The sequence below is a fragment of the Streptomyces sp. A0592 genome (genome assembly GCF_004795115.1).
Classification (GTDB): Bacteria; Actinomycetota; Actinomycetes; order Streptomycetales; family Streptomycetaceae; genus Streptomyces; species Streptomyces erythrochromogenes.
This window is the reverse complement of the sequence record NZ_SSBM01000013.1, coordinates 74,918-97,316: the sequence shown is the minus strand read 5'-3', so window position 1 is coordinate 97,316 and position 22,399 is coordinate 74,918. Positions and strand designations below refer to the sequence as shown.

Genomic DNA, 22,399 nt, shown 5'->3' with positions numbered 1-22,399 from the left:
GCGAGGGGGAACTCATGGAAGCCACTCCCGGACGGGAAAGGCTGATCGAGCAGTTCAAGGCCGACGGCCTGAATGTGATGTTCGGAAATCCGGGGACGGTGGAACAGGGATTCCTCGACGCGGTGGACGCGGCGGAGGACTTCCGGTACGTCCTCGCCCTCCAGGAGACCGTGGCCGCCGGCATCGCCGACGGGTACGCACGGGCGACCGGCGGCGCGGCCCTGCTCCAGCTGCACTCCGGGGTGGGTCTCGGCAACGGCATCGGGATGCTCTACCAGTCGCTGCGCGGCCACACCCCGCTCGTCGTCGTCGCCGGCGACGCCGGGGTGCGCTACGACGCCATGGACGCGCAGATGGCGTCCGACCTGGTGGCGATGGCCAGGCCCGTCACCAAGTACGCGACCCGCGTCACCGATCCGCGGTCCGTGCTCCGCACCGTCCGGCGGGCCGTGAAGATCGCGCTCACCCCGCCGCGCGGGCCGGTGTTCGTCGCGCTGCCCATGGACGTGCTGGACGAGCTCAACTCCGAGCCCGTCCTGCCGGCCACGGTCCCGCTCACGGACGTGGCCCCCTCGCCGGCATCGGTGGGCCGGGCGGCCGAGCTGCTGGCGTCCGCCGAGCGGCCGGTCGTCCTGGTCGGGGACGGGGTGGCGCTCTCCGGGGCGCAGCGAGAGCTCGCCGCCGTCGCCGAGCTGCTGGGCGCCGACGTGTACGAGGTCGACTCCTCCGAGGTGAACATCGCGGCCTCGCACCCGCTGCGGCGCGGCCAGACCGGCCACATGTTCGGCCCGCACAGCAAGGAGCTGGTGGGCGACGCCGACGGTGTGCTGATCGTCGGCACCTATGTCTTCCCGGAGGTGTTCCCCGAGCTGGAGAGCCCCTTCCGGGCCGGCGCCAAGGTCGTCCACATCGACCTGAACGCCTACGAGATCGCCAAGAACCACCCGGTGGACCTGGGCCTCGCCGCGGATCCGCGGCAGGCGCTGCGCGCGCTGGCCGGCGTACTGGAGTGGCAGCTGACCCCGCAGCGGCGGGCCGCCGCGGCCGCCCGGCTCGACGTACGGACCCGGGAGCGGGCCCGGTCGGCGGGCGCGGCCGCCGAGGACGACGGCACGCCGATGGCCGTCTTCCTGCGGACCCTGGCCGAGCGCACCGGCGGGGACCTGATCGTCTTCGACGAGGCGCTGACCACCTCGCCGCTGGTCACCCGGTACCTGCCGGCGGAGCGCCCCGGTGACTACCACCTCACCCGGGGCGGTTCGCTCGGCGTGGGCTTCCCCGGCGCGGTCGGGGCCAAGCTGGCCCGCCCGGACCGGCTCGTCGTGGGCTTCGCGGGCGACGGCGGGTCCATGTACACCTACCAGGCGCTGTGGACCGCGGCCCGGCACGGCATCGACGCCAAGTTCGTCGTCTGCAACAACCGCAAGTACCGGCTGCTGGACGACAACATCGCCCAGTACTGGCGGGAGCGGCACATCCCGGAGCACGGCTTCCCGGGCTCCTTCGACCTCTCGCACCCCGAGATCGACTTCGCCGGCCTGGCCCGCTCGCTCGGCGCCGGCGGGATGCGCGTGGAGAAGCCGGACGAGGCGGTCGCCGCGGTGGGCCGGATGCTGTCCCACCCCGGACCGTTCCTCGTCGACGTGCAGATCTGACCGCACCCCTGCCCTGCCCCCGACCGACCAGTCACCCAGCACGGAAACGGAACAGGAGGAGACCGCATGCCCGCCGAGCGGCAGCTGACCGAGGACACGATCCGCAGTTTCGCCGAGAACTGGTACGTGGCGCTGGACCAGCACGTGGGCCCGGCCGATGTGCTCGCCCTGATCACCGAGGACCTGGAGTTCAAGGTCCCCGAGGACACCTTCCTCGGACACGAGGGGTTCGGCCGCTGGTACGAGGCCGTCACCCACCGCTTCTTCGACGAGGTGCACACGGTCACGAAGGTGGAGCCCGTCATCGAGGGCGACCGTGCGGTCGTCCGGGTCCTCGTCAACTGGCAGGCCAGGATCTGGGACCCGCCGGCCGCCCGCAGCCAGTGGCTGGGCTTCGACGCCGACCAGACCTGGATCGTGGTCGCCGGCCCCGACGGACCGCGGATCAAGCAGTACACCGTCAACGACCTGGCCCCAATGCCCGGTTCAGGCTCGCTGTGACCGCGGTGAAGGAGGACCGACGATGACCGAAGTGACACGGGAGCGGGTACGGGAGGCCTACGCCGCCCTCGGCTCCGGCGACCGGGCGCGGATCCTGGAGTACTACTCCGAGGACCTGCGCTGGCTGGTGCCGGGCAACCACCCCCTGGCCGGCTGGTACGAGAGCCTGGACGCCTTCCTGGAGCTGATGGGGCAGACCCACAAGCTCACAGGCGGCACCTTCCGGATGGACCTGGAGGCGGTGCTGGTCGGCGAGGACTGCTCGGCGGACGTGTGCCGCAACGTCGCCCTGCGGGCCGGTGCGGCCGAGGCGAGCGGGTCCCCGTACGAGCGGATGGACTACCCGGTCTTCCACTACATGCGGTGGCAGGGCGGCCGGATCGTCGAGGGCCGCGACGGGCTCTTCGGGGACTCGGCGACCGCCTTCAGCCAGTTCTGGGCGCCGTTCGCGCCGGACGGAACCCGCAGGGACCGATAGGGGGATGAGCGCGATGGACGCACGACAGATCCTGCAGAAGTACTACGAGTACGCCAACGCCGGGGACTGGGACCGCTGGTGCGACCTGTTCGCCGACGACCAGGTCATGGACGAGCAGCTCGCCGGCCACATCGAGGGCCTGGAGGTGCTCCGGTCGATGATGAAGGGCATGGGGGCGATGTACCGGGTCTTCCGCAACGAGCCCGTGCACTTCCTCGTCGACGGTGAGAAGGCCGCGGCCGTCTCCCACCTGAGCGCGGTCAGCGCTTCCGGCGAGCCCATCGAGGCCGAGGTCATGAACTTCTTCCGGATCGTGGACGGAAAGATCGCCTACATGGCGAACTACCACGACACGGTCCCCTTCCAGGCGCTGAGCCAGGACTGAGGGGGCAGAGGTGAGCGTGGAAGAGTACGACTACATCGTCGTGGGATCGGGCACCGCGGGCAGCGTGCTGGCGGGCCGCCTCTCCGAGGACCCGGACGTCTCCGTCCTCGTCCTGGAGGCGGGCGGCTCCCGGATCCCGCCCGAGGTGGACGATCCGTCCTCCTGGTACAAGCTCCTCGGCGGGCCCGTGGACTGGGGCTACACCAGCACACCGCAGCCCGGGCTCGACGGACGCCGCACCTACGAGCCGCGCGGCAAGGCCCCCGGCGGCAGCAGCAACCTCTACATCATGATGCACATCCGGGGCCACGCCTCGGACTTCGACAACTGGGCCTACCAGGGCGCGGCCGGCTGGACGTACGAGGACGTGCTCCCGTACTTCGCCCTGCTGGAGGGCCAGGAGGACGTCACCGCGGCCACCACCGGCACCCGCGGCCCCCAGCGGGTCACCAACGCCGGGCTGCACGGCCCCAACCCGGTCTCCCGCGCCTTCATCGACGCGGCCGTGGAGCTGGGGCACGAGGAGATCGCCGACTTCAACACCGACGGGCCCCGGCGCGGCCTCTTCGGCACCGGCTGGCACCACATCGACGTGGCCGACGGCCGCCGCCAGGGCGCCCTGGCCGCCTATCTGGAGCCCGCGCTCGACCGGCCGAACCTGACCCTGCGCACCAGCGCGCAGACCAGTCGGCTGCTCTTCGACGGGAACACCTGCACGGGCGTGGAGTACGTGCAGCTCGAACCGCCATCGGAGTTCCCCGGCCGGACCGTCCGGGACGGCCACAGCAGCGTCGCGGCGCCCGGGCCGCACACCGTACGGGCCCGGCGCGAGGTGGTCGTGGCCGCCGGGGCGATCGAGTCGCCGAAGCTGCTGCTGCTCTCCGGCATCGGCCACCCCGAGCAGCTGCGCGAGCACGGCATCGGTGTCACCGCGGCCCTCCCCGGCGTCGGCGAGAACTTCCACAACCACGTCCTGACCGGGCTGATGGCGGAGGTCACCCAGGAGCTCCCGCCGCCGGCGCAGAACCTGTCGGAGAGCGCTCTGTTCCAGTCCTCGCAGCCGGGTCTGCCCGCCCCCGACCTGCAGATCGCCTTCGTCCACGTGCCGTTCGACGTCATCGTCGGCAAGGACCACCCGAACACGGTGAGCATCCTGCCCGGTGTCGTACGCCCGGTCTCGCGCGGCTGGATCAGGCTGGCGAGCGCCGATCCGCTGGCCCACCCGCTGATCAACCCGAACTACCTGGGCGACCGGTGGGATGTGGAACGCATGGTGCAGGGCGTCAAGATCGCCCGGGACCTCTTCGCGACCTCGGCGTTCTCGCCCTGGTACAAGCAGGAGCTGCAGCCGGGCCCCGGATACGCGAGCGACGACGAGCTGCGGACCTTCGTGAAGCAGAAGTCGGAGAGCTACCACCACCAGGCCGGCTCCTGCCGCATGGGCATCGACGACCTCGCCGTCGTCGACCCGGAGCTGCGGGTGCACGGCGTACGCAACCTGCGCGTGGTGGACGCCAGCGTGATGCCCGCGGTCCCGTCGGGCAACTGCCACACCGCCATCGCGATGATCGCCGAGCGCGCGGCGGACTTCCTGAGGGGGACCTCCCGTGCCTGATGCCGTCCTGCGCGAGGGAGCTCTGTCCGGGACCCGGATCGCGGTCCTGGTCGAGAGCGACTACTACGAGCCGGAGATCTTCTACTACCAGCACCGGTTCGCGGAGGAGGGCGCCGAGGTGGACTTCCTGACCCGGCTCTGGGGCAACGGCTCCATCACCTTCACCGGGCACGAGTACCGGGCGCCCTTCACCGTGAACCGGTCCCTGGAGGGCCTGGGCGACGAGGAGCTGCGCCGATACGCGGCGATCATCGTGCCCTCGGGCATGGTGGCCGACCGGCTGCGCTACACCGAGGACGTGGACGTCCTCGCCCCGGCGACCGAGCTGCTGCGCCGCGCCTTCGAGGAGCCGACGGTCCTCAAGGGGATCATCTGCCACGGCATGTGGCTGGCCTCCTCGATCCCGGGGAAGATCCGCGGCCGCAAGGTGGTCTGCCACAACAACCTGATCGGCGACGTCCGCAACATGGGCGGGGAGTACGTCGACGAGGACGTGGTGGTCGACGGCGACCTGGTCACCGGCCGTACCGGGGCGCACCACCACCTGTTCGCCCGCCGGATCATCGATCTGATCGCGGCCGGGCGGGGCCGGGGGACCGGCTGATGGCCGCCGGGCTGCGGTGGTCGCACGTGGGCCTGAACTGCGTGGACCAGAAGGCCACCGAGGACTTCTACACCCGCTGCTTCGGCTTCTCCCGGGCCAGGGTGGTCGATCTCGGGGACGCGCAGATCGTGTTCCTGCGCAAGGGGGACGCGTACCTGGAGCTCTTCGCGGCCGCCGCCGACCCGGCCCGGCCGGCGCCCGGCGACGGGCCGCAGGCCCCGGGCCGGATGCGCCACCTGGCGTTCCAGACCGACAGCGTGGACGCGTTCCTGGCCGAGCTGGGCGACGCGGCGGAAGTGACCCTGGGGCCGCTGGACTTCGACGACTTCATCTGCGGCTGGCGGACCGTGTGGGTCCGAGACCCCGACGGGGTGATCGTCGAAGTGAGCCAGGGATACGAGGACGACAGCACTCACGACAAGGACGGTGCATGACATGGCGGACGCCGTGAGCTTCTCCTTCTCCGACACCATCGCGGGCTACGTCGTCCGCTTCGACTCCGGTACGCGCCTGCTGCGGCTGAAGACCTCCGACGGCCGCGAGTTCGAGGTCTCGCTGGCCGGCGACCCCAGCGCCGAACTGGTCCGCAACCTGGACGAGCCCTACATCGACGCCTCCGGGCACATCGACGAGATGCTCTCGCCGGGCCGGTTCCTCTTCGTCTACGGCGTGCACTATCCGGAGCACGGCGGCCGCTTCGACGCCAAGCGCCTGGTGTTCCTGGGCCGCGGCGCCGAGGACTACCGCTTCGAGGAGGGCAGCTGGTGGATCAAGCAGATCGAGTCGCTGGCCGACTTCTACAAGCGGGCGCAGTTCGGCGACGGCCCGGTGGACTTCACCGAGTACCGCACCGAGATCAGGCTCGGTGGTGACAAGACCGCCAGCCACGTCCAGGAGACCGACACGATCTCCCGCCTGGTCTACGGCATGGCCTCGGCCTACCTGCTGACCGGCAAGGACGAGTACCTGGAGGTCGCCGAGCGCGGCACCGAGTACCTGCGCAAGCACATGCGGGTCGTGGACGGCGAGGAGGACGTGGTCTTCTGGTACCACGGCATCAGCGTCGACGGGGACAGCGAGCGCAAGCTGTTCACCTCGGAGTTCTCCGACGACTACGACGCGATCCCGATGTACGAGCAGATCTACGCGCTGGCCGGCCCCATCCAGACCTACCGGGTCACCGGCGACGTCCGGATCAAGAACGACGCGGACGCCACGATCCGGCTGTTCGACAAGTTCTTCTTCGACCCCGAGCAGGGCGGCTACTACTCCCACATCGACCCGATCCTCTTCAGCGCGGACCACGAGTCCCTCGGCGAGAACGCCGAGCGCAAGAACTGGAACTCCGTCGGCGACCACGCCCCCGCCTACCTGATCAACCTGTACCTGGCGACGGGCGACCAGAAGTACGCCGACTTCCTCGAGTACACCTTCGACACCATCGCGGACAAGTTCCCGGACTACAAGAACAGCCCCTTCGTCCAGGAGCGCTTCATGCGCGACTGGTCCCACGACAAGGCGCACAGCTGGCAGCAGGACCGCGCGGTCGTCGGCCACAACCTGAAGATCGCCTGGAACCTGATGCGGATGAACTCGCTGAAGGCCAAGCCGGCGTACGAGGAGCTCGCCAGGAAGATCGGCGAGATCATGCCGGCCGTCGGCAGCGACGTGCAGCGCGGCGGCTGGTACGACGTCGTGGAGCGCGTGAAGGAGGGCGACCAGGAGACGTATCGTTTCGCCTGGCACGACCGCAAGGCCTGGTGGCAGCAGGAGCAGGCGATCCTCGCCTACCTCATCCTGAACGGCACCGTCGGCGGCGACGCGAACCAGCGCGAGGCCCGGCAGGCGCAGGCCTTCTACAACACCTTCTTCCTCGACCACGACGAGGGTGCCGTCTACTTCAACGTCCTCGCCAGCGGTACGCCGTACCTGCTCGGCACCGAGCGGCTCAAGGGCAGCCACTCGATGTCCATGTACCACTCGGCGGAGCTCTGCTACCTCGCCGCCGTCTACAACAACCTGCTCATCAACGGCCGGGAGATGGACTTCCACTTCCAGCCCGACCCGACCGGCCTGCCCGACCGCATCCTGCGCGTCTCGCCCGACCTGCTGCCCGCCGGCTCGGTGCGGATCGCGTCCGTGGAGATCGACGAGAAGCCCTACACCGACTTCGACGCGGAGGCGCTCACCGTGCGCCTGCCCGACGTCCAGGGCCGGGTCAAGGTCAAGGTCCGGCTGCGGCCGACGGCCAAGAAGTAGCGCTCAACGGGGGGCGCCCCAAACAGAGGGGAAGGCAATGACTCTCAACGTCAAGGAACGCCGGAACAAGACGGGCACCGTGCTCGTCGCCACCGGCGAGATCAACAGCGAGACGTCCGGCACGCTGCTCCAGTCCCTGCTGCCGCTGGTCCGCGAGGGCAAGCCGCTGCGGATCGACCTCACCGCGGTCACCTACGTCTCCAGCGCGGGCCTGCGCACCCTGCTCGTCGTCTACCGCGAGGCCCAGCACGCCGGCGTGGCCGTCACCCTCTACGGGGTGAGCGAGGAAGTCCGGTTCGTCATGTCGGCCACCGGCTTCCTCGACTTCTTCGAGACCGGGGAGGCCGCCGCGGCCGCCGCCAGGGCCAAGGCCGCGCGATGAGCGAGACCCGGTCCGAGCAGGTCCTGCGCGTCGACGCGTACCCGACCCACGAGGTGGGCGGGTACCGCGTCCGCGCCGGCAAACCGTTCCCCTTCGGGGCCAACGTGGTCCCCGGCGGGGTCAGCTTCTCCGTCTTCTCCGACCAGGCCACCTCCATGACCCTGGTCATCTACAAGTGCGGAGAGCCCGAACCGATGGCCGAACTGGAGTTCCCCGAGGAATTCCGCACCGGCAGCGTGTTCGCCATGACCGTATTCGGCCTCGACCACGAGAACATCGAATACGGCTACCGGGCCGACGGACCCTACGACCCGGTCACCGGCCACCGCTTCGACGCCCGCCAGGTCCTCTCCGACCCCTACGCCCGGCTGATCGCCGGCCGTGACGTGTGGGGCGTCGAGCCGGACTACAGCCGCGGCTACCAGTACCGCTCCCGCGTCTGCCTCCAGGACTTCGACTGGGCCGACGACACCCCGCTGGGCATCCCCGCCGAGGACCTCGTGGTCTACGAGGCCCACGTGCGCGGCTTCACCCGGCACCCCAACTCGGGCGTCACCGCGCCCGGCACGTTCGCCGGGCTGCGCGAGAAGATCCCGTACCTGAAGGAGCTCGGGGTCAACTGCATCGAGCTGCTGCCGGTGTTCGAGTTCGACGAGAGCGACAACCCCCGCTCCAACCCGGAGACCGGCGAGAAGCTCTTCGACTACTGGGGCTACAACACCGTCTCGTTCTTCGCGCCCAAGGCCGGCTACGCGGCCACCGGACGCTACGGAATGCAGGGCGACGAGTTCCGCACGCTGATCAAGGACCTGCACGCGGCCGGCATCGAGGTCATCCTCGACGTCGTCTTCAACCACACCGCCGAGGGCAACGAGCAGGGGCCGACGATCTCCTTCAAGGGCCTCGACAACGCCACCTACTACATGCTCACGCCCGAGGGGTACTACTTCAACTTCAGCGGCACCGGCAACACGGTCAACTGCAACCACCCCGTCGTACGCAACTTCGTCCTCGACTGCCTGCGCCACTGGGTCGCCGACTACCACATCGACGGGTTCCGCTTCGACCTCGCCGCCATCCTCGGCCGGTCCCTGGACGGCACCCCGCTGCCCAACCCGCCGCTCCTGGAACTGCTCGCCTACGACCCGGTCCTGCGCCACACCAAGCTCATCGCCGAGGCCTGGGACGCCGGCGGCCTCTACGAGGTCGGCAACTTCCCGGCGTACGGCCGCTGGGCGGAGTGGAACGGCAAGTACCGCGACACCGTGCGCCGCTTCCTCAAGGGCGACCCCGGAGTCACCGGCGAACTAGCCACCCGCATCGCCGGCTCACCCGACCTCTACTCCAGCCGCGGCACCGCCGCCTCGGTCAACTTCCTGACCGCGCACGACGGCTTCTCCCTCGCCGACCTGGTCTCCTACAACGACAAGCACAACGAGGCCAACGGCGAGGGCAACAACGACGGCGCCAACGACAACAACAGCTGGAACTGCGGCGCCGAGGGCCCCACCGACGACCCGGCGGTCAACGCCCTGCGCACCCGGCAGATGAAGAACGCCCTCGCCGTCCTCCTCACCAGCCAGGGCATCCCGATGCTCCTCTCCGGCGACGAGGTCGGCAGGACCCAGCAGGGCAACAACAACACCTACTGCCAGGACAACGAACTGTCCTGGTTCGACTGGGACCAGGTCGACGACAACGCCGAACTGCTCCGCTTCACCCGCGAGATGATCGCCTTCCGAAAGCGCCACCGCGAGCTGCGCTCCACCTCCCACCCCACCGGACGGGTCCGCGAGCACCTCGGCCTGCCGGACATCAGCTGGCACGGCGAGAGGGCCTGGCAGCCCGACTGGTCGGCGGAGAGCCGCCTGGTGGCGGTCGCCCGCTGCGGCGCCGGCGACGACGACGTGGTGTACGTGGCCATGAACGCGCACTGGGAGTCCCACGACCTGGAACTGCCCGCCCTGCCCGGCGGACGCAGCTGGCACCTGTTCGCCGACACCGGGGCCGAGGCACCGCACGACATCCGCACCCCGGGGACCGAGCCGGAGCTGGACAACGCCGGCAAGTACCTGATCGGCCCGCGGTCGGTGGTGATCCTCGTGGGCCGCACGAACGACCCCGACGAATCCGACACGCCCTGACCGAAGGAGACCTGACATGCCGCTTTCCGTGTCCCTGAGCATCGAGGGCGACACCACCGTGATCGACCTGTCGGGCGAGCTGGACGCCAAGACCGCGCCGGACTTCCACCGGACCATCGAGAAGGCCGCCGGACACGGCACCACCATCGTCGAGATCAGGATGGCCGGCGTCGGCTACATGGCCAGCGCCGGACTGCGCTCCCTGGTCTTCGCCCAACAGAAGATCGCCGACCACGTCACCATCAAGGTGGTCGGCGCCATCGAGCCCGTCTCCCGGACCATCCGGACGGCCGGCCTCGACCGCAGCATCGTCCTCTCCGACGAGTGACGACCGTGAGTGACATGGTCGAACTGGCGAGGACGCCCTCCGTCCTGGAGGTGCCCGCGACGGTGCAGGCACTGGGCGACATCGCCGCGTTCGTCCTGCGGCTGGCCGGACGGGCGGGGCTCGGCAAACGGGCCGCCTACCGGCTCCGGCTGGCCGTGGACGAACTGGCCACGAACATCGTCATGCACGGGTACCGGGGCGGTGACGGACGGATCACCGTCCGCGGCCGCTCCGGCCCGGGCGGGGTGCAGATCACGATCGAGGACTCCGCCCCCGCCTTCGATCCCGTCGCAGGCCGCCTGCCGCCCTGTCCCGGGGTCCCCCCGCAGGACCGGCGGATCGGCGGCCTCGGCATCCACCTCGCCCTGACCAGCGTGGACGAGTTCGCCTATGCGCGCAGGGACGGCCGCAACATCAGCACGCTGACTGTGAAGGCTGAGGGGACGGACCCATGCCCTCCACGACCGTGATCATCCTCGACGCGCATCCGGCACCGCCGCCAGAACTGCTCGACGCTCTGCGGACGATGGACGCCTCCCTCGTCACCCGTACGCTGACGGAGCTGCGCGAAGGCCCGCTGGAGCTGCTGCCCGTCGCGGACGTGCTGCTCGCCCCGGCCGAGTGCGACGGGGAAGCGGTACGGATGGCCGTACGCCGGCTGCGCCGCTGGGCCGGGGCCCCCATCGTGGTCGTCTGGACCGTGACGGAGTTCGCCTCCCTGGAGGAGCACGTCCGGATCGGGCACGACTACCTCGTACCCCCCTTCCTCCCCGCCCTCGTCGGGGCCCGGCTGCACAGCTGCTCGGAGCGCGCCGGACTCGGCCGCACCCTGCGCGAGGCCGACGCCCGTGCCGAACTCATGGGCTACGAGAAGGAACTGGAGATCGGCCGCGAGATCCAGGCGGGCTTCCTGCCCGAATCGCTGCCCGTCCCCGACGGCTGGGAGATCGACGTACGCTTCCGGCCCGCCCGACAGGTCGCCGGCGACTTCTACGACGTCTTCGAGATCTCCCGCGGCCGCCGACTGGCCTTCGTCGTCGCCGACGTCTGCGACAAGGGGGTCGGCGCCGCGCTCTTCATGGCGCTCATCCGCTCCCTGCTCCGCCACACCGCACAGAACAGCGGACTGCAGCACCTGGTCGCCGCCGGCCGGGCCGGCGGCAGCCGGCGGATCCCGGTCGTCGGCGCCACGCCCCTGCTCAACGCGGTCACCGCCACCAACGGCTACCTCACGAGCAACCACCTCCGGCAGGGCTACTTCGCCACCCTGTTCTTCGGGGTGCTGGACCCGCTCACCGGCAGCCTCGTCTACATCAACGGCGGCCACAACCCGCCCCTGCTCCGGCCTGCCGACGGCAGCCCGCCCGCCGCCCTGGACATCACCGGACCGGCCGTCGGGGTCCTGCCCGACTGCGTCTACACCCTCGGCTACGCCCAGCTGGACCCGGGCGACACCCTCTTCGTGTTCACCGACGGCGTGCCCGAGGCCCGCTGTCCGAACGGCAGCTTCCTCGGCGACGAACGGATGCTGGAACTGCTCGCCGGCCCCCTGGCGAGCGGCAAGGACTTGGTCGACCGGATGGACCTGGCGGTGCGCGAGCACACCGGCACCGCCGAGCAGCACGACGACGTCACCATGCTCGCCCTGCACCGGCCACGTACGGCGCGGGGGCCGTACGCGGACGGCCCCCGCCACCGGGTGGTGGCCTAGATGGCCCGCACCATCGTGGTGCACTCGCACCGCGGCGGGACGGGCAAGTCCTCGGTCCTGGCCAACCTCGCGCTGCTCATCGCGGCCGGGGGGCGCCGAGTGGGGGTGGTGGACACCGACATCCAGTCACCCACCCTGGACCTGCTGTTCCGGCTCGGCCCCGGACCCTCCCTGGCCGACTACCTGCTCGGCCGCTGCGAGATCGAGGCCGCCGCCCAGCCGGCCGGCGTGCCCGGGCTGTACGTCGTACCGGCCCGGACCGGGACGGCGGCCCTGCGGGAGCTCATGGCCGGCGGCTACGACGTGGGCCTGCTGCCGGAGGGCTTCGACCGGCTGGCCGAGCACTACGCGCTGGACGTGCTGCTGCTCGACACCCACGCCGGGCTCAACAACGAGTCCGTGACCGCGATGGCGAGCGCCGACGTACTGATGATCATGGCCCGTGCCGACCGGATCGACCTCTCCGGGGTCGAGGAGACCATCGCCCTCGCCGGGCGCCTGGCCTGCCGGCGGACCCTGGTGCTGAGCATGGCGCCCGCGGGCATCGACCGGGACTCGGCCCGGCGGCGCTCGGAGGAGGTCTACGGCGCACCCGTGGCCGGAATCCTTCCCTACTCGCCGGAAATGGCCTCCCTGTACGGGGAGCGCATATTTGCAGAAGCCCATCCCGACCATCCGCTGGTCGGTGAATTCCGCACCATCATCTCGGCGTTGGACGCACGTGACGAAGTATCGCGGGCCTGACGTCACCCCCTTACGCCCCCTGCGGGTGGCGTGTTGAATCGGCAGCGAATCCAGAACAAGGAGAGAATCATGAAGATTCTCGTCGTCATGACGGCCAAGGCGACCCTGCACCTGCTGGACGGCGAACAGCATCCCTCGGGATTCTGGGCAGAGGAATTCGTCGTTCCCTTTTCGCTCTTCAAGGCGGCCGGGCACGACGTGGACGTGGCGACCATCGGGGGCCGCGCGCCCACGGTCGACCTGACGAGCATCGACCCCCAGTTCCTCCAGTGGGTCCGCCCCCAGGGTTCCCCCGACGAGGACGCGGCCAACGCCGCCGAGTACGTCCGGGTCATCGAGAACACCCCCCAGCTGAGAGCTCCCCTGGCCCTGGAGACCCTCACCGAGAAGGACGTCGCCGACTACGACGGCGTCTACGTCAGCGGCGGCCACGGCGCGATCGGCGACCTGCCCAAGTCCGACGAACTCGCCCAGATCCTGCGCTGGATCATCGCCCAGGACAAGCCCCTCGCCACCGTCTGCCACGGCCACACCTCGCTGCTCGCACTGCGCGACGGCGAAGGCCGCTGGCCGTTCGAGGGCTACCGGATGACGGCCTTCTCGCACGACGAGGAACTGGTCACCAACATGGCCGGCCGGCTCCCGCTGATCCTCGAGGTCGAACTCACCCGGCTCGGCGCCCGCTACGAGAAGGCGGACGCGATCTGGGACTCGCACGTGGTCGTCGACCGCAAGCTGACGACCGGCCAGAACCCGTATTCCTCCAAGGCCCTCGCGGAAACGTTCTTGTCGCAGCTCGCGAAGGGCTGACCCCCTGCCCGCCCCGCATCCGACACCGGAAGGCAGCCATGACCAAGCGTGAGCTGAGCGGCCCGCCCCTCGCCAACCCCGGGAAACTGTTCATCGGCGGCAAATGGGTCCCGGCCCAGGACGGCCGGACCGAGCCGGACGTCAGCCCCGTGGACGGACAGGAGATCGTGCCGGTCGCCCAGGCCGCCGCGGCCGACGCGGACGCGGCCGTCGCCGCCGCCCGCACGGCGTACGAAGAAGGTCCGTGGAGCAGACTGTCCGCCCAGGAGCGGGCGCTGCGGCTGAACCGGGTCGGCGAGCTCATCGAGCGCGACCTGGAGGAGATCGCCCTGCTGGAGACCGTGGACATGGGCAAGCCGTTCGCCTTCTCCAGCACGGTCGACGCCCCCATGGCCGCCCAGCTCATGCACTACTACGCGGGGGCCGTGACCCGCGTCGACGGCTCCTCGCGCGCCCCGGCCGGCGGGCAGCTCGCCTACACCCTGCGCGAACCGCTGGGCGTGGTCTGCGCGATCACCCCGTTCAACTTCCCGCTGCTGCTGTCGATGACGAAGATCGCACCGGCGCTGGCGGCGGGCAACACGGTCGTCCACAAGCCCTCCCCGGCCACCCCGCTCACCGCACTGAAGATCGCCGAACTCTTCCAGGAGGCGGAGATCCCCGACGGGGTGCTGAACGTGGTCACCGGCCCCGGCGTGGAACTGGGCGAGACGCTCACCGACCACCCCGGCATCGACAAGATCGCCTTCACCGGCTCCACCGTCGTCGGCCAGTCGATCATCCGCAAGGCGGCCGGCACCCTGAAGAAGGTGACGATGGAGCTCGGCGGCAAGTCCGCCAACATCGTCTTCGCCGACGCCGACCTCGACGCCGCCGAAGAGCTCGCCTTCTTCGGCATCTACTACAACAAGGGCGAGATCTGCACCGCCGGATCCCGGCTGCTGCTCCAGCGCCCCATCCACGACGAGCTGGTCGAACGCCTCGTGCGCCGGGCCGCCGCCCTCAAGCCCGGCGACCCGCGCGACCCGGCCACCCTCTTCGGGCCCCTCGCCCACCGCGCCCAGTTCGACAAGGTCAGCTCCTACATCGAGGTCGGCGAGAAGGAGGGCGCGGTCCTGCGGACCGGCGGCACCGGGTGGACCCCGGAGGGAGCCTCCGCCGAGGGCCTGTACTTCCTGCCGACCGTCTTCACCGGCGTCGACAACGGGATGCGCATCGCCCAGGAGGAGATCTTCGGCCCGGTCCTGTCGATCATCCCCTTCGACACGGAGGAGGACGCCGTACGCATCGCCAACGACAGCGCGTACGGCCTCGCCGCCGGCGTCCACACCAAGGACCTGCGCCGCGCCCACCGCGTCGCCTCGCAGATCAAGGCCGGCACGGTCTGGGTCAACTGCTACAACCAGTACGACCCCGCGGTGCCCTACGGCGGCTACAAGGCCTCCGGATTCGGGCGCGAGTGCGGGCCCGAATCCCTCGAGAGCTACACCCAGACCAAGTCGGTCTGGATCGGCATGGACTGAGCAGGCCGGACCGGAACGAACACCCCATTTTCGAGGAGCGTCAATGCGGACAGGCATCATCGGCACCGGCCGGATCGGCACGGTCCTCGCGAGGATCCTCGTGGCGGCGGGCCACCACGTGGTCCTCGCAGGCGCCCGGGGCCCGCAGACCCTCGGCCCGCTCGTGGCCGAACTGGGAGCGGCGGCCTCGGCGGCGCACCCCGCCGAGGCCGCCTCCCAGGCCGAACTCCTGGTGCTGATGGTGCCCTTCGAGCGCGTCCGCGGACTGCTCCCGCCGCGCGTCGTGCAGGACAAGGTGCTGGTGGACGCGACGAACGCGTTCGGCGGCCCCGGCGCGCCCGCCGACCTCGGCGGGCGCGGCTCCAGCGACCTCGTCGCCGAGTGGTACCCGGACGCCCAGGTCGTGAAATCACTGAACACCATGCATTTCGAAACCCTCGCCGTCGCGGGAACCGCACCCGGAGAGCGCCTGGCGCATTTCACCGCGGGCGACGACGTGAAAGCGAAGGAAATCGTCGCGGGAATCATCACGGATCTCGGATTCGCACCCGTCGACACCGGCCCGCTGCACTCCGGTGGAATTCTCCAGCAACCCGGCGGGCCCCTCTTCAACCGGCCGCTCACGGAAGCGCAGGCGCTGGCATGGATATCACACTGAACGTGAACGGAAGACCCGAGCAGTTCTCGGCACAGCCGAACGAACTGCTCGTCGAACGGCTCCGCGACGGCCTCGGCCTGACCGGCACCAAGGTCGGCTGCGACACCGGCCAGTGCGGCTCCTGCGTGGTCCGCCTCGACGGCCGCTCCGTCAAGAGCTGCCTGGTCCTCACCGCCTCCGCCGCCGGCGCCGAGGTCGCCACCATCGAAGGGGTCACCACCCGGGGCGGGGAACTGTCCGGCCTCCAGGAGGCCCTGCGCCAGGAGCACGGCACCCAGTGCGGCTTCTGCACCCCCGGCATGGTGATGGCCCTCGGCGAACTCGTCGACGCCACCGCCGACGGCCCGGCCCCCACCGAGCCCGAGATCCGCGAGTGGCTCACCGGCAACCTGTGCCGCTGCACCGGCTACCACAGCGTCGTACGGGGGGTGCAGCGCGCCTGCGCCGCCACCCGCGACGAGGTGCCCGCCGGCTCCGCCGCATCCACCGCAGCCGCACCGGAGGTGTGAGGGACATGACCACAGTGACGGGGGAGGCCCCGGCCGACCGGGGCGGAGTGCTCGGCAAGCCGATGGACAGCCGCGAGGACCCGCAGCTGCTGCGCGGCGAGGCCACGTACGTGGCGGACATCGACCTGCCGGGCACCGCGCACATGGCCATCCTGGGCAGCCCGGTCGCCCACGCGAGGATCCTGTCCATCGAGACCAAGGCGGCCGAGCAGCTGCCGGGTGTGCTGAAGGTGGCCACCGCCGCCGACTTCACCGACGTCATGCCGCTGCCCTGCATCTGGATCCCCGGCGGGGTCGAGAGCCACTTCCCGCCGCACCCCTACGGACTTCCGGGCGCCCGCCCGGTGCTGACCGGCGACACCGTCCGCCACGTCGGCGACCCCATCGCCGTGGTCGTCGCCGAGACCCCCCGGCAGGCCGCCGCCGCGCTGGCCGCCATCGCCGTCGAATACGAGCCGCTGCCCGTCGTCACCCGCGCCGACGAGGCCCTCGCCGACGGCGCGCCCCAGCTCCACGAGGCCGTCCCGGGCAACCTCAACGCGTACTGGACCTGCGGCGACAAGGACCGCACCGACGCGGCCATCGCCGCGGCCGAGGTCACCGTCGAGCTCGACCTGGTCAACCAGCGCACCATCAACAGCCCCATCGAGCCGCGCGGCGCGGTCGGCGACTACGACCCGGCCACCGGCGAGTACACCCTCTACGCCTCCACCCAGGGCCCGCACAACCACCGCTTCCTGCTCGCCGCACTGGTCCTCGGCATCCCCTTCAACAAGCTCCGGGTGATCGCCCCGACCGTCGGCGGCAGCTTCGGCACCAAGGGCTACCTGTACCCCGACATGCCCCTGGTCCTGCTGCTCTCCAAGGCGCTCGGCCGACCCGTGAAATGGGTGGACACCCGCACCGGGCTGATGAACTCCACCGTCCAGGGCCGCGACCACCGCCAGCACGTCACCCTCGCCGGCACCCGCGACGGCCGCATCACCGCCGTGCGCTGCACCAGCTACGCCAACCTCGGCGCATACCCCTCGACGATCGGCCCCGGCGTCGCCACCGCCCTCATGGGCCGCTCCATCAGCGGCATGTACGACATCGACGCCGCCTTCTGCGAGGTGTACGCCGCCTTCACCAACACCGTCTCGCTCGGCGCCCAGCGGGGCAGCGGACGCGCCGAGGCCGCCTTCCTCATGGAGCGGCTCGTCGACCGGTACGCCTCCGAGATCGGCATGGACCCGGCGGCGGTGCGGCGCAGGAACCTCGTGCCGAAAGAGAAGTTCCCCTACGACAACGGCCTCGGCTGGACCTACGACTCCGGCGACTACCGGCTGAACTTCGACAAGGCCATCGAGCTGTCCGGCTACGCCGACATGGCCTCCCGCAAGACCGAGGCCCGCACCCGCGGCAAGCGCCTCGGCGTCGGCATCGCCACCTACGTCGCGATCTGCGGCGTCGGCCCCTCCACCCGGATGTCCCAGGAGGGCATGCTCGGCGGCACCTGGGAGAGCGCCAACATCCGCGTCCACCCCACGGGCGAGGTCACCGTCACCGTCGGCTCCGCCTCCACCGGCCAGAGCCACGGAACGGTCTTCGCCCAGGTCGCCGCCGACGAGCTCGGCATCGACCCCGAGACCGTCCAGGTCCACGAGGGCGACACGCAGAAGGCCCCGTACGGGCAGGGCACCTACGGCTCCCGCTCCTACAGCATGGCGGCGCCCGCCGTGGCCCTCACCGCCCGCAAGCTCAAGGCCAAACTGGTCCGGGCCGGCGCCGTCTTCCTGGGCGTGCCCGAGGACAAGGTCGTCTACGAGGGCGGCGCGATCCACGAAGAGGGCAACCCCGAGAACACCAAGACCTTCGCCGAACTGGCGATGGCCATGTGGTACGGCTGGGGGCTGCCCCCGGAGATCGAGCCGGCCCTCGACGAGACCACCCACTTCGACCCGCCGGACTTCAACTACCCCTTCGGCACGCACGTCGCCGTCGTCGAGATCGACGAACTGACCGGCGAGACCGAAGTGGTCGCCTACACCGCCGTCGACGACGCCGGGAACATCGGCAACCCGAAGATCGTCCAGGGGCAGATCGAGGGCAGCATCGTGCACGGCCTCGGCCAGGCCCTCCTGGAAGCGGCCGAATACGACGAGAACGGCCGGCTGGTCAGCGCCGACCTCGGCCACTACGCCCTGCCGCGCGCGGCCGACGTGCCCTTCTTCGCGCTCGACAAGACCGTCACGCCCAGCCCGCACAACCCGCTCGGCGCCAAGGGAGCGGGCGAGATCGCCACCGTCCCGCCCGCCGCCGCCGTCGTCAACGCCGTCGTCGACGCCCTCCGCGACCTGGGCGTCCGGCACATCGACATGCCGCTCACCCCCGAGAAGGTCTGGCGCCGCCTGAGAGGGGAATCCCAGTGATCCTCACCGAGTTCGACTACGCCCGCCCCGCCGGCCTCGACGAGGCGCTGGCCCTGCTGTCCGGGACCCGCGGCGCCCGGGTCCTGGCCGGCGGCCAGAGCCTGCTGCCCGACCTGCGCAGCGGAGCCGACAGCGCCCGCCTGCTCGTCGACATCCGCCAGCTCGCGGACCTGCGCGGCACCGGCCGCACCCCCGACGGCCGGCGCCTGCGCATCGGGGCCCTCACCACGCTCGCCGACCTCGCCGCCGACCCGCTGGTACTCGCCGAAGCACCGGAACTGGCCGCCGCGGCCCGCTCCAACGGCGACCCGCAGGTCCGCAACCTCGGCACCGTCGGCGGCAACCTGGCGGCCGCCGGACGCGCCACCGACCTGCCGGTCGCCGCCATCGCCGCCGACGCCGTCGTCGAACTGGCCGGCCCGGGCGGGCGCACCACCCTCCCGGCCGAGGAGTTCGCCGCCGGCACCGCACCCGCCGGCCAGGTCCTCACCGCGCTGCTCGTACCCGCCGCCGGCCCGGCCGCCGCCTTCGAGAAGTCCGCCGACCGCGCCACCCGCTACCCGGTCTGCGCCGCCGCCGTACGCATCACCCCCGACGGGCCGCGCATCGCCGTCACCGGAGCCACCTCCCGGCCCCTGCGCCTGCGCGGCGTCGAGGACCGGCTGCGCGCGGGCCCGTACAGCACCGAAGCCGTACTCGCCGCCTTCCGGGCCGAACCCCGGGAGCTGTTCGTCCCCGGGCGCGGCACCTCGGCCGAATACCTCGGCCACCTCGCGGGAGTCCTCACCGCCCGAGCGCTGCAGAGGGCCGAGCGGGCCCTCGCCTGACCGACCGACCACATGGCCCGCCCGGGCCCCTCACGGGGGAGTTGAGTGAAGCAGTGGCCGAACCGTCCAGAACGACCGCGGGGTTGACCGTGCCCCCAGCCGCCCACGCGGCCCGTGCGCCCAGCGCCTCCGGCTTCTGGGTGGTGGGCGCCGTCCTCGTCCTGCTGATGCTCTCCTCCTCCGTGCCCTCCGCCCTCTACGTGCTCTACCAGCAGGAGTGGGGCCTGTCCTCCGGCACGATCACGGTGGTCTTCGCCCTCTACGCGGTCACCGTGCTGGCCGGGCTCCTGCTCTTCGGCTCCCTCTCCGACACCGTGGGCCGGCGCCCCGTCCTGGGCGCCGGACTGGTCCTGGCGATCGTCTCGATGGCCCTCTTCGCCGGGGCCCAGGGGCTCGGACTGCTCCTCGCCGCCCGCGCCGTGCAGGGGCTCGCCGTGGGGCTCGCCACCGGCGCGATGGGCGCGGCCCTGCTGGAACTCGGCCCCGCCGCCAAGCCCGCCCTCGGAGCCCAGGTCAACAGCGCCGGACCGACCGTCGGCATCGGGCTCGGCGGGATCGGGGCCGGCCTGCTCGTCCAGTACGCGCCCGCACCGACCGTCCTCAGCTACCTGCTGCTCATCGGGGCCTTCGCCGTCACTCTGGTGGGCGTCGTCCGCATGCGAGAGAGCGCTCCCGGCGCCGGCGGCCGGCTGCGCGTGGTCCCGCACCGGATCCACGTACCGGCGGGCGCCCGGGGCCGCTTCGCCGTCCTCGTCCTGACCATCGTGGCCGTCTGGTCCGTGGGCGGCTTCTACCTCTCCCTCGGCCCGCACCTGGCCCTGTCCCTGCTGCGGTCCACCAACTACCTCGTCGGCGGGGCCACGGTCGCGCTGCTCGCCGGCGCCGCCACCGCCGCCCAGCTGATGCTCGGCCGCACCGCGGCGCTGCGCACCGCCGTGCTCGGGCTGCTCGGCCTGCTCACCGGTCTCGCGCTGGTGCTGCTCGCTCTGGGCCTCGGTTCGGCCCCCGTGTTCCTGGTGGCCACGGCCGTCCTCGGCAGCGGCTGGGGAGCCGCTTTCCTGGGCTCCTTCCGGGCGCTGAGCGGGCTGGCCGACCCGGCCCATCGCGGTGAACTGACCGCCGCCGTATACGTCTTCGCGTACCTCGCGATGAGCGTGCCGGCCGTACTCGCCGGGATGCTCACCAACATCCACGGGCTGCACCGCACCTCGGTCGGCTTCATGGCCGCCGTCGCCGCGGTGTGCGTGGTGGCGCTGCTGGCCACCCTGCGCCTGGCCGCCCGTACCAAGGCCGAGGGGAGCACCGCATGAACCCGCCGGACATGACCGCACCGGAGCTGCGCTCCGCCCTGCGCGGACTGGAGGTCTTCGCGGGGATCACCGAGGACCAGCTGGACTGGCTGGTCTCGGTGTCCCGGCCGCAGGTCCTCTCCGACGGGGAGGTGCTCTTCCGGGACGGCGAGGAGGCCACCGGCTTCCACGTGCTGCTCTCGGGCGGGCTCGTCGTCACCAAGGTCGTCGACGGCCGGGAGGAGGTCCTCACCCGGCACTCCACGCAGGAGGAGAGCGCCGCCGCCGAGGACCACGACGGCAAGCCGTCGGCCGCCCACCGGTTCACCGGTGAACTGCCGCTGCTGACCGACGGGGCGTACGTGGCCACCGCCGCCGCGAGCGGGCCCTCGACCACGGTGGTGGCGTACCCGAAGCCGGTCTTCTTCGAGATGCTCACGCGCTGCCACGGGGTGGCCGCCGTACTGATCCCCGTTCTTGCCTGGCGCATCAAGTCCTCCGAGGTGCAGGCCCGCAAACGGGCCACCGTGGAGGCGCTGGGCACGCTGGCCGCCGGGCTCGCGCACGAGCTGAACAATCCGGCGGCCGCCGTGGCCCGGGCCGCGCAGGAACTGGCCCCCGCCCTGGACCGGCTCACCCGGACCGCCCAGGACTGGGGTGCGGCGGCCACCGCCGCCGAGCGCTCCGTCCTCGACCGGCTCACCGGGGAGCTGGACGCGCTGCCGCCGCCGGCCACCACCGATCCGCTGGCCCAGGCCGACGCCGAGGAGGAGATCGCCGACTGGGCCGAGGGGGCCGGCGCAGAACGCTCCGGTCTGCTCGGCTCGGGCGTCTCCGACCTCGGACTGGAACTGGGCTGGCTCCTGGACCGGGTGGAGGGCGTCGGCAAGGAGTCCCTCGCCCGCGCCCTCGATCACCTGGCGGCGCTGCTGGAGATCCGTTCGCTCGCCGCCGAGCTGCGGGCGGCGGGTCCCAGGATCTCCCAACTCGTCTCCGCCACCCGGGATTACGCCAATCTCGACCGGGCGCCCGAGCAGCGCTTCCCGGTGACCGAGGGACTGGAGAACACGCTGGTCGTGCTGCGTGCCAAGCTCGACGGCATCAGCATCGTGCGTGCGTACGAACCGGACCTGCCCGAACTGACGGGCTATCCGAGCGAGTTGAACCAGGTGTGGACCAACCTGGTAGACAACGCCGTCGAGGCCATGGAGGGCGCCGGCGTACTGACGCTGACCGCCCGGTCCGAGGGCGACTGCATGGTCGTGGAGGTCGCCGACACCGGCCGGGGGATCCCCGCGGAGTCCCTGCCGCGGATCTTCGAACCCTTCTACACGACCAAGGACGTGGGCAAGGGCACGGGCCTGGGGCTGCACCTCAGCTACCGCATCGTGACCCAGCGCCACCGCGGGTCGCTCACCGCCCGCTCGCGTCCCGGCGAGACCCGGATGGTCGTGCGGCTGCCCTTCGCGGGCAGCGCCCAGTCCTGCGTCTCACCTGTGCAAACACCCGATACCGCAGTGGAAACCGCACCTGCCGAGGGCACCTCTCCCCAGTGAAACGGAGTCG

General features: G+C 71.2%; 22 protein-coding genes. All 22 read left to right on the top strand.

The window, feature by feature from the left end; all coding sequences use genetic code 11:
- Nucleotides 1-14 precede the first annotated feature (14 nt).
- Nucleotides 15-1,655: a thiamine pyrophosphate-binding protein gene (locus E6U81_RS20280; protein WP_136231526.1), complete on the top strand. Its 1,641-nt coding sequence runs from the start codon at nt 15-17 to the stop codon at nt 1,653-1,655.
- Between the two features lie 66 nt (nt 1,656-1,721).
- The gene (locus tag E6U81_RS20275; RefSeq protein ID WP_136231525.1) at nt 1,722-2,156 is read left to right on the top strand and encodes a nuclear transport factor 2 family protein; all 435 of its coding nucleotides are present in this window, start codon (nt 1,722-1,724) and stop codon (nt 2,154-2,156) included.
- A 22-nt stretch (nt 2,157-2,178) separates the two neighbouring features.
- Entirely contained in the window at nt 2,179-2,634 is a 456-nt protein-coding gene (locus E6U81_RS20270; RefSeq protein ID WP_136231524.1) for a nuclear transport factor 2 family protein, read from the top strand.
- 13 nt (nt 2,635-2,647) lie between these two features.
- Nucleotides 2,648-3,019 (top strand): nuclear transport factor 2 family protein, encoded by a 372-nt coding sequence (locus E6U81_RS20265; protein WP_168714688.1) that lies wholly within the window; start codon nt 2,648-2,650, stop codon nt 3,017-3,019.
- Nucleotides 3,020-3,029: 10 nt separating this feature from the next.
- The gene (locus E6U81_RS20260) at nt 3,030-4,634 is read left to right on the top strand and encodes a GMC oxidoreductase (RefSeq protein WP_136231522.1); all 1,605 of its coding nucleotides are present in this window, start codon (nt 3,030-3,032) and stop codon (nt 4,632-4,634) included.
- A complete protein-coding gene (locus tag E6U81_RS20255; RefSeq protein WP_136231521.1) occupies nt 4,627-5,238 on the top strand; it encodes a DJ-1/PfpI family protein in 612 nt (203 codons plus the stop codon). Before E6U81_RS20260 ends, E6U81_RS20255 begins: the two co-directional genes overlap by 8 nt.
- Complete coding sequence (locus E6U81_RS20250) at nt 5,238-5,672, top strand: VOC family protein (protein WP_136231520.1); 435 nt, start codon at nt 5,238-5,240, stop codon at nt 5,670-5,672. Before E6U81_RS20255 ends, E6U81_RS20250 begins: the two co-directional genes overlap by 1 nt.
- Before the next feature lies 1 nt (nt 5,673).
- Nucleotides 5,674-7,497: an AGE family epimerase/isomerase gene (locus E6U81_RS20245; RefSeq protein WP_136231519.1), complete on the top strand. Its 1,824-nt coding sequence runs from the start codon at nt 5,674-5,676 to the stop codon at nt 7,495-7,497.
- A 37-nt stretch (nt 7,498-7,534) separates the two neighbouring features.
- Nucleotides 7,535-7,879 carry an STAS domain-containing protein gene (locus tag E6U81_RS20240; protein ID WP_030769751.1) on the top strand — a complete coding sequence of 115 codons (345 nt, stop codon included), beginning with the start codon at nt 7,535-7,537 and terminating at the stop codon, nt 7,877-7,879.
- The gene (gene glgX, locus E6U81_RS20235) at nt 7,876-10,023 is read left to right on the top strand and encodes a glycogen debranching protein GlgX (RefSeq protein ID WP_136231518.1); all 2,148 of its coding nucleotides are present in this window, start codon (nt 7,876-7,878) and stop codon (nt 10,021-10,023) included. Before E6U81_RS20240 ends, glgX begins: the two co-directional genes overlap by 4 nt.
- A 16-nt stretch (nt 10,024-10,039) precedes the next feature.
- Nucleotides 10,040-10,351 carry an STAS domain-containing protein gene (locus E6U81_RS20230; RefSeq protein ID WP_136231517.1) on the top strand — a complete coding sequence of 104 codons (312 nt, stop codon included), beginning with the start codon at nt 10,040-10,042 and terminating at the stop codon, nt 10,349-10,351.
- A gap of 14 nt (nt 10,352-10,365) precedes the next feature.
- Nucleotides 10,366-10,821: an anti-sigma regulatory factor gene (locus tag E6U81_RS20225; RefSeq protein ID WP_240803926.1), complete on the top strand. Its 456-nt coding sequence runs from the start codon at nt 10,366-10,368 to the stop codon at nt 10,819-10,821.
- Nucleotides 10,803-12,062, top strand: coding sequence for a PP2C family protein-serine/threonine phosphatase (locus tag E6U81_RS20220; RefSeq protein ID WP_136231516.1), 1,260 nt, complete (start codon nt 10,803-10,805; stop codon nt 12,060-12,062). Before E6U81_RS20225 ends, E6U81_RS20220 begins: the two co-directional genes overlap by 19 nt.
- Complete coding sequence (locus E6U81_RS20215; protein ID WP_136231515.1) at nt 12,063-12,806, top strand: MinD/ParA family protein; 744 nt, start codon at nt 12,063-12,065, stop codon at nt 12,804-12,806.
- A gap of 69 nt (nt 12,807-12,875) precedes the next feature.
- Entirely contained in the window at nt 12,876-13,616 is a 741-nt protein-coding gene (locus E6U81_RS20210; RefSeq protein WP_136231514.1) for a type 1 glutamine amidotransferase domain-containing protein, read from the top strand.
- 38 nt (nt 13,617-13,654) lie between these two features.
- Nucleotides 13,655-15,139 (top strand): aldehyde dehydrogenase family protein, encoded by a 1,485-nt coding sequence (locus tag E6U81_RS20205; RefSeq protein WP_136231513.1) that lies wholly within the window; start codon nt 13,655-13,657, stop codon nt 15,137-15,139.
- A gap of 43 nt (nt 15,140-15,182) precedes the next feature.
- A complete protein-coding gene (locus E6U81_RS20200; protein WP_136231512.1) occupies nt 15,183-15,797 on the top strand; it encodes an NAD(P)-binding domain-containing protein in 615 nt (204 codons plus the stop codon).
- A complete protein-coding gene (locus tag E6U81_RS20195; protein WP_136231511.1) occupies nt 15,782-16,306 on the top strand; it encodes a (2Fe-2S)-binding protein in 525 nt (174 codons plus the stop codon). Before E6U81_RS20200 ends, E6U81_RS20195 begins: the two co-directional genes overlap by 16 nt.
- 5 nt (nt 16,307-16,311) lie before the next feature.
- The gene (locus E6U81_RS20190; protein WP_168714687.1) at nt 16,312-18,717 is read left to right on the top strand and encodes a xanthine dehydrogenase family protein molybdopterin-binding subunit; all 2,406 of its coding nucleotides are present in this window, start codon (nt 16,312-16,314) and stop codon (nt 18,715-18,717) included.
- Nucleotides 18,714-19,544: an FAD binding domain-containing protein gene (locus E6U81_RS39935; RefSeq protein WP_168714686.1), complete on the top strand. Its 831-nt coding sequence runs from the start codon at nt 18,714-18,716 to the stop codon at nt 19,542-19,544. The genes E6U81_RS20190 and E6U81_RS39935 overlap by 4 nt, the downstream gene beginning before the upstream one ends.
- Nucleotides 19,545-19,633: 89 nt before the next feature.
- On the top strand, nt 19,634-20,854 hold the full coding sequence (locus E6U81_RS20180) for an MFS transporter (protein ID WP_240803925.1): 1,221 nt from the start codon (nt 19,634-19,636) through the stop codon (nt 20,852-20,854).
- Complete coding sequence (locus E6U81_RS20175) at nt 20,851-22,389, top strand: ATP-binding protein (RefSeq protein WP_136231508.1); 1,539 nt, start codon at nt 20,851-20,853, stop codon at nt 22,387-22,389. Before E6U81_RS20180 ends, E6U81_RS20175 begins: the two co-directional genes overlap by 4 nt.
- Nucleotides 22,390-22,399: the final 10 nt, after the last annotated feature.

Excerpts from the sequence above, each read along its gene's own strand:
- E6U81_RS20190 (WP_168714687.1), top strand. The coding sequence starts at position 16,312 with ATGACCACAGTGACGGGGGAGGCCCCGGCCGACCGGGGCGGAGTGCTC.
- E6U81_RS20220 (WP_136231516.1), top strand. The coding sequence starts at position 10,803 with ATGCCCTCCACGACCGTGATCATCCTCGACGCGCATCCGGCACCGCCG.
- E6U81_RS20200 (WP_136231512.1), top strand. The coding sequence starts at position 15,183 with ATGCGGACAGGCATCATCGGCACCGGCCGGATCGGCACGGTCCTCGCG.
- E6U81_RS20210 (WP_136231514.1), top strand. The coding sequence starts at position 12,876 with ATGAAGATTCTCGTCGTCATGACGGCCAAGGCGACCCTGCACCTGCTG.
- glgX (WP_136231518.1), top strand. The coding sequence starts at position 7,876 with ATGAGCGAGACCCGGTCCGAGCAGGTCCTGCGCGTCGACGCGTACCCG.
- E6U81_RS20175 (WP_136231508.1), top strand. The coding sequence starts at position 20,851 with ATGAACCCGCCGGACATGACCGCACCGGAGCTGCGCTCCGCCCTGCGC.
- E6U81_RS20225 (WP_240803926.1), top strand. The coding sequence starts at position 10,366 with ATGGTCGAACTGGCGAGGACGCCCTCCGTCCTGGAGGTGCCCGCGACG.
- E6U81_RS20270 (WP_136231524.1), top strand. The coding sequence starts at position 2,179 with ATGACCGAAGTGACACGGGAGCGGGTACGGGAGGCCTACGCCGCCCTC.
- E6U81_RS20195 (WP_136231511.1), top strand. The coding sequence starts at position 15,782 with ATGGATATCACACTGAACGTGAACGGAAGACCCGAGCAGTTCTCGGCA.
- E6U81_RS20205 (WP_136231513.1), top strand. The coding sequence starts at position 13,655 with ATGACCAAGCGTGAGCTGAGCGGCCCGCCCCTCGCCAACCCCGGGAAA.
- E6U81_RS20275 (WP_136231525.1), top strand. The coding sequence starts at position 1,722 with ATGCCCGCCGAGCGGCAGCTGACCGAGGACACGATCCGCAGTTTCGCC.
- E6U81_RS20230 (WP_136231517.1), top strand. The coding sequence starts at position 10,040 with ATGCCGCTTTCCGTGTCCCTGAGCATCGAGGGCGACACCACCGTGATC.
- E6U81_RS20265 (WP_168714688.1), top strand. The coding sequence starts at position 2,648 with ATGGACGCACGACAGATCCTGCAGAAGTACTACGAGTACGCCAACGCC.
- E6U81_RS20250 (WP_136231520.1), top strand. The coding sequence starts at position 5,238 with ATGGCCGCCGGGCTGCGGTGGTCGCACGTGGGCCTGAACTGCGTGGAC.
- E6U81_RS20215 (WP_136231515.1), top strand. The coding sequence starts at position 12,063 with ATGGCCCGCACCATCGTGGTGCACTCGCACCGCGGCGGGACGGGCAAG.
- E6U81_RS20240 (WP_030769751.1), top strand. The coding sequence starts at position 7,535 with ATGACTCTCAACGTCAAGGAACGCCGGAACAAGACGGGCACCGTGCTC.
- E6U81_RS20245 (WP_136231519.1), top strand. The coding sequence starts at position 5,674 with ATGGCGGACGCCGTGAGCTTCTCCTTCTCCGACACCATCGCGGGCTAC.
- E6U81_RS20280 (WP_136231526.1), top strand. The coding sequence starts at position 15 with ATGGAAGCCACTCCCGGACGGGAAAGGCTGATCGAGCAGTTCAAGGCC.